Raw genomic sequence first — 4831 nt, forward strand, 5'->3', positions numbered from 1 at the left:
GCCCCCCACCGAGCCGTTGGTGCGCGACCAGCCGGAGCCCTCCGAGGGCAACCGGCGCGCGACAGCCGTGCTGATCGTGGGGGTGCTGGTCGTGGCGCTGGCGATCGGGGGGCTGACGTACGCGCTGCTGAACAACGGGGGCGGCGGCGGGGGCAAGGGCGGGCCGCAGACCAACAGCCAGTCGCAGGGGGTGAGTTCGCCGCCGGCCAGTCGGAGCGAGGAGCCGCCGCCGTCCCCGTCCCCGTCGCCCACCCCGTCGCCGAGCAAGGAGAGGCCGGCGCAGTCGGTCGCGGTGACCGTGACCGGTGAGGGCACCGACTACTCGGGGACCTGCCCGCCCCCGACGTCTCAATCCCCGGCATTCACCGCGGCGTTCACGGTCGGGCGGGTGCCCGCGACGGTGTCGTACCGGTGGGTTTCGAAGGACGGCGAGGCCGTCGACTCGGGCTGGCGGACGCTGGAGTTCGCCGACGGAGAGGGCAGGTCGAAGAAGGCGCGGGTGTTCCTGACGACGGGCGAGGTGAGCGGGACGTTCGAGAACGAACTGTGGGTGGAGGTGCGCAAGCCTGTGAACGCGAAGTCCAACTCGGTGCCGTTCTCGGTCACTTGCGAGAAGGAGACCCCATCGGGCGGAGCCTCCCCCTCGCCGTCCGCATCGTACTGACGGGCCGTCAAGTTCCGACGGCCGCGGATGTGTCAGTCGTTCGCGTTGAGCACCGGCAGGTATCCGCCGGACTGGCCGGCCGCCGTCGGGTGGTACGACTCGCCGATGTTCAGCAGTTCGAGGCTGTGCAGCCAGGAGCTGCCGGAGCAGATCTCGTGCCCGGCGAAGGTGGTGCGGACGTCGCCGAAGGCGAAGCCGTGGTCCGCGGCGCGCTTGGCGATGGCCGCGTCGATGTAGTCGGCGGCGCCGTTGATGGCGCCGCGCTTGGTCTCGGAGAGGCCGAGGCAGGTCGCGCCGAGCCGGTAGAAGCGCGGGTAACCGAGCACGACCACGCGGGCGTTGGGTGCCTTGGAGCTGATCGCGTCGTACACGCTGTCGAGTCGGCCGGGGAGTGTCGAATCGACGTACGACTTGGCGGTGTTGATGCGGTTGAGGCAGGTGCTGTCACTGCCGAGGACGCAGGTCGTCATGACGTCGGCGAACCCCGCGTCGTTGCCGCCGATGCTGATGGAGACGAGGCCGGTCGAGGAGTTGAGGCCGCCGAGCTGGCCGGAGAGGACGTCGGCGGTGGTGGCGCCCGAGCAGGCGGCGAAGGTGAACGAGGAGGGCGAGTTGGCGGCGTTCCAGAGGTACGGGTACGCCTTCGTGCTGCGTTTGCAGTCACCGCTGGAGCTGATGTAGCTGCCCGCTCCGACGCCGGAGGAGTAGGAGTCGCCGAGGGCGACGTAACCACCGGTGGCGGCCTGGGCGTTGCCGGCTCCGCCGGTGAGGGCGGCGGTCGCGGCGAGGAGCGCTGTGCTGACGAATACGGCAAATCGGGAACGTCTCATGGAACCTCCCTTTAGCAGCATGTCTGCCACAACCGTCGTAGCAACTACGCGTGTTGACGGGAAGTGTTCATGCCAAGACTTTTGAGTACGTTCCGGGACCGGTTCCCGACTCTTTCCGCCCGCTTTGTTCGCGATACCCGTGGCACCTGTAATACCCGTACATCTCAGGTGATGTCACCTGTTCCTCGCAGGCGCCGCGGTGGGAACCAATGACGGACGAGCCGACGTGTAACGGTCAAACGAACAAAATCGTGAGCCCTCCCTTCAGGTCTTGCCATACGGGCTCATTCATCAATACCGTCGTACATCTCACTCGCATCGGACCGTCGGACGCGGCACCAGGGGAGGGCTCAGGGACCGCGGCGGCACCGGAGCGGGAGCGCGGTAGGGGGGTGCCGAGCTCGGTGACCCGACAGGGTGACCGAGCCGTGCCGCGCGGTCGGCCGCCGTAACCTCCGGCGGCCGTCAGCTTTGCCAGCTCGCCCGGCGGACCCGGGCCGGCGGACGCGACGCGCTCACGTCGCCCGCGCCGGACCCTGGTCCCTCCGGGGGAGAAACCCCCCTTTCGAACCGGACTTTCAGCCGGGCCGCCCAGGGGCGGGCGGTCCGCCGGACGAGAGGGACCAGACTCATGAGTTCCGTTCTGCAACCGGCGACGACGGGCCAGAACCGCCTGGCCGACGGCACCGCCACCACGTACCGCCCGATCTCCTCGCACCTGGCCATCACGCCGCCCGTGAGCGTCGTGATACCGGCGATGAACGAGGCGGAGAACCTTCCGTACGTCTTCAAGACGCTGCCCGACTGGATCCACGAGGTGGTCCTGGTCGACGGCAACTCCACCGACGCGACCGTCCGCGTGGCCCGCGAACTGTGGCCCGCCGTCAAGGTCGTTCAGCAGCAGGGGCGCGGCAAGGGCGACGCCCTGATCACCGGGTTCGAGGCGTGCAGCGGCGACATCATCGTGATGGTCGACGCGGACGGCTCGGCCGACGGCAACGAGATCGTCAGCTACGTCTCCGCGCTGGTCTCCGGCGCCGACTTCGCCAAGGGCTCGCGGTTCGCCAACGGCGGCGGCACGGACGACATGACGTTCATCCGGTGGCTCGGCAACCGCGTGCTGTGCGCCGTCGTCAACCGCAAGTTCGGCGCGCGCTACACCGACCTGTGCTACGGGTACAACGCGTTCTGGCGGCACTGCCTCGACAAGATCGACCTCGACTGCACGGGCTTCGAGATCGAGACCCTGATCAACATCCGGGTCGTCAAGGCGGGGCTGAAGGTGCAGGAGATACCGAGCCACGAGTACCTGCGCATCCACGGCGTCTCCAACCTGCGGGCGGTACGGGACGGACTACGGGTACTCCGGGTCATCCTCAGGGAGCGGTCCAACCGGCGTGCGCTGCGCAGGAGTCGGCGGAAATCACCGCTGCTCGACACAGCCCCGGTCCTCGACACGGGCCGGGGCGACGCCTCGTGACCCCGCTCGACATCTCCGTGGTGATCTGCGTCTACACCGAGGACCGCTGGGACGACGTCCTCGCCGCCGTCGCCTCCGTACGCGCGCAGAGCCACCCGGCGCAGGAGATCCTGCTGGTCGTCGACCACAACCCGGTGCTCCTGGACCGGCTCACTCTGGAGTACAAGGAGACCTCGGAGGTACGGGTACTGGCCAACGCCGGTCCGCGCGGGCTGTCCGCCGGGCGTAATACCGGCATCGCCGCGTCCTGCGGCGAGATCATCGCGTTCCTCGACGACGACGCGGTGGCCGAGCGGGACTGGCTGCGCCGGTTCGCCGACCCGTACAGCGACCCCCGGGTCCTGGCGGTCGGCGGGCGCTGCGAACCCGTGTGGTCATCGGGCCGTAGACCCGCCTGGTTCCCGGAGGAGTTCGACTGGGTGGTGGGCTGCTCGTACAAGGGCCTGCCGCCCGGCCGGGTCCGGGTACGCAACATCCTCGGCGGCAACGCCTCCTTCCGGCGCAGCGCGTTCGACCTCGTCGGCGGGTTCGCGAGCGGCATCGGGCGCGACGGCGACAAGCGGCCGATGGGCGGCGAGGAGACCGAACTGTGCATCCGGCTCGGCCACGAGAGACCCGACGCGATCCTCCTGGTCGACGACCGGGCCGTCATCCACCACAAGGTCCCCCCGGCCCGCGAGCACTTCGCCTACTTCCGCACCCGCACCTACGCCGAGGGCCTCTCCAAGGCGCTGGTCGCCCGCAGCGTCGGCACCGACAAGGGGCTGGAGTCCGAACGCCGGTACACGACACGGGTGTTGCCCGCCGGAGTCGCCCGCGGCCTGCGCGACGCCCTGCGCGCGAGGCCCGGCGGTGCGCGGCGGGCGGGCGCCATCGTCGCGGGGGTCCTCACGGCCGCGGGCGGCTACGTCGTCGGCACGATCCGGGCCCGCCGCAACGGCACGACGTTCGCGGTCGTACCGATCGACCGGGCAACGGTGCGCGGGGACAAGGGAGTTGACGCGGGCAGCCCGCCGAACGACCAGGCCCCGGTGTACGACGGCGAGGGCGCCGCATGACCGACGCCCGTGTCCCCATCCTCATGTACCACGCGATCTCCGCCGAACCCCGCCCCGCGACACGGGAGTTGTCGGTGTCGCCGGAGGCGTTCGCGCGGCAGATGGAGCTGGTCGCGGCGAAGGGCCTCACCCCGCTCACCACGGCCGCCCTCGCCGCACTCTGGCGTACGGTCCGCCCCCTGCCGCCGCGCCCCGTCCTCATCACCTTCGACGACGGCTACGAGGGCGTCCACCGCCACGCCCTCCCGGCGCTCACCCAACACGCCTTCCCGGCAACCCTGTTCGTGTCCACCGGCTGGATCAAGGGCGCGTACGACACCGGCGGCGCCCTCGACACCATGCTCGACTGGGACCAGGTCCGCCAACTGGCCGACGCGGGCGTGGAGATCGGCGGCCACAGCCACTCCCACCCGCAGCTCGACCAGCTGGACGACGCCGCCCTGCGGGGCGAGTTGACCCGCTGCCGGGATCTCGTCGCCGACCGGCTCGGCGCGCTGCCCGTGTCGTTCGCCTACCCGTACGGCTACTCCGACCGCCGGGTCCGTGCCGCCGTCCGCGAGAACGGCTTCGCCCAGGCCCTCGCGGTCGGCAACTCCCTGGCCCGGCGCGCCCAGGGCCCGTACGCCCTGCGCCGGGTCACGGTCCGCCGCCGCACCACGGACGCCGAGTTCGCGCACCTCCTCGACGGCCACGCCATCATCCGCACGTTCGCCCGGGACCGCGCCCTGACGAAGGGGTACGCGCTGGTGCGCCGGACACGGAGGGCGGGGAGGAGAGCGGCGGGGGCACTGATCTGAGG

The 4831-nt window shown here is 70.7% G+C and carries 4 protein-coding genes and 1 pseudogene; 4 read left to right on the forward strand and 1 reads right to left on the reverse strand.

The annotated features are described in order from the left end of the window. Positions 1–664 (forward strand): annotated as a pseudogene (locus AOK24_RS39010) (serine/threonine protein kinase); the annotation flags it as partial. Positions 665–696: 32 nt separating this feature from the next. Here AOK24_RS39010 and AOK24_RS39015 read toward each other — a convergent pair. After that, positions 697–1494: an SGNH/GDSL hydrolase family protein gene (locus tag AOK24_RS39015; RefSeq protein WP_055724667.1), complete on the reverse strand. Its 798-nt coding sequence runs from the start codon at positions 1492–1494 to the stop codon at positions 697–699. 631 nt (positions 1495–2125) lie between these two features. On the opposite strand from AOK24_RS39015, the gene AOK24_RS39020 reads away from it, so the two are divergent. From AOK24_RS39020 to AOK24_RS39030, 3 genes are read left to right on the forward strand one after another with little or no spacing between them, the layout of a single operon-like run. Continuing rightward, positions 2126–2974 (forward strand): glycosyltransferase family 2 protein, encoded by an 849-nt coding sequence (locus AOK24_RS39020; protein WP_055724668.1) that lies wholly within the window; start codon positions 2126–2128, stop codon positions 2972–2974. Next, positions 2971–4032: a glycosyltransferase family 2 protein gene (locus AOK24_RS39025; RefSeq protein ID WP_055724669.1), complete on the forward strand. Its 1062-nt coding sequence runs from the start codon at positions 2971–2973 to the stop codon at positions 4030–4032. The genes AOK24_RS39020 and AOK24_RS39025 overlap by 4 nt, the downstream gene beginning before the upstream one ends. Beyond that, complete coding sequence (locus tag AOK24_RS39030) at positions 4029–4829, forward strand: polysaccharide deacetylase family protein (protein ID WP_055724670.1); 801 nt, start codon at positions 4029–4031, stop codon at positions 4827–4829. Before AOK24_RS39025 ends, AOK24_RS39030 begins: the two co-directional genes overlap by 4 nt. Positions 4830–4831: the final 2 nt, after the last annotated feature.

Origin of the sequence: Streptomyces niveiscabiei (assembly GCF_001419795.1) — a bacterium.
GTDB classification, from domain to species: Bacteria; Actinomycetota; Actinomycetes; order Streptomycetales; family Streptomycetaceae; genus Streptomyces; species Streptomyces niveiscabiei.